Source organism: Oleiphilus sp. HI0123 (assembly GCF_001635315.1).
Genome location: NZ_LWGE01000552.1, coordinates 1 through 1,132 on the forward strand (window position 1 = coordinate 1; position 1,132 = coordinate 1,132).

2 protein-coding genes are annotated in these 1,132 nt (G+C 45.1%); both read right to left on the minus strand.

All coding sequences use genetic code 11. The features are described from left to right. Window positions 1-15: 15 nt before the first annotated feature. Window positions 16-369, minus strand: a complete 354-nt coding sequence (locus tag A3761_RS05065) for a hypothetical protein (RefSeq protein WP_068510086.1) — start codon at window positions 367-369, stop codon at window positions 16-18. A gap of 231 nt (window positions 370-600) precedes the next feature. Then, the coding region (locus tag A3761_RS05070) for a 2'-5' RNA ligase family protein (RefSeq protein ID WP_156491619.1) at window positions 601-1,132 on the minus strand (532 nt) is incomplete at its 5' end.

Genomic DNA, 1,132 nt, shown 5'->3' on the forward strand with positions numbered 1-1,132 from the left:
TGTGATGAAACGCTTCTAGGTTTCTAATTGGGCATTGTCGAGTGAATTATGAACATTTTGGCCAATATTTTCTTCTTGGCTGTCTGCGCTGATAATGCCACTTGCCTGTTCCACCGGGAGCAAGCGGGTCATGTCATTTCGTGCCGTTAAGGCTTTAACAATACGCCTTAAATTAGCTGTGTTAGCATTGGTTTCATTAGCGATAAGTAGCGTGTCTTGTATATGCTGGGCAATTATATTGCTTTCACGCTCTAATGTTCGCTCTGCGTGATAAGAGAATAATAGCGAGACGGACAGCAAAAATATCGTGCCAATAAGGATGCTTGGTATCGCTAACTTGAAGGATAGTGATGTAGTTAGCTTATTCATTTACGTTTGTTGCCACGTCAGTATATGCCCAGTGCTATTCAATGAGGTTAGGGGCTAGGCAATTGACTGATATGTGTCAGGAGTGTGCTGACGTCGATAATTGCTTCGTTAAAGCTTGCCCCTCCTTAAAAATAGCATAACTGTGCATTTTCGCCGTAAAAATGGAGGAATAATTCTTAGGGATAGATCGGTTTTCTTGAGCTATCAGCGTCAAGTGAGAGTGTTATTGCGTTATGAAAGCGGGAGCTTGTGTCTTATTGTGATGTTTCCCTGGATTTCTTTGGTCTGATAGGTGCAGTAGCATAGGCTTTGTACGCTTAGACTTGGGAGGACTGGCTGTGTATAGCCTGATAAGTGGCGCTGTAAGGTGCTGAGTGAGTACGACTGTTTATAAAAGCCCAAAGTAAGATGAGGGTGGTAGTCGCGTGCGGGATTATCCTGACAGATAGATTCCAGTGTACCGCGTATCTTTAGAAGAAGAGGGTGCTTGTTTATCGAAAGGTAGGGGGCTGTCTCGAAACTGTCTAGGCCTAGGCTTTCTAGAGAAAAGGGCGAAAGCTTTAATTCTTCAAGCGCTCTGATTTGCCGGGCGAGCTTCTCTTCGCAGAAGTGAGCAGGATCCACCAGTCCGCAAGCAGATAAAGTGATGTGAGGTGCTCTCTGGTAATCAGGTAGTACTAGTGTTTTGACATGAGCGCGGGCGCGTTGGAAGGCTTTGAGCCAGTCTTCTTGCTGAACCACTATTGCCCAAAAGCCGTAATGC

Bases quoted from the DNA above. Each gene is read 5' to 3' on its own strand.
- A3761_RS05065 (WP_068510086.1), bottom strand. From the start codon at position 369: ATGAATAAGCTAACTACATCACTATCCTTCAAGTTAGCGATACCAAGC.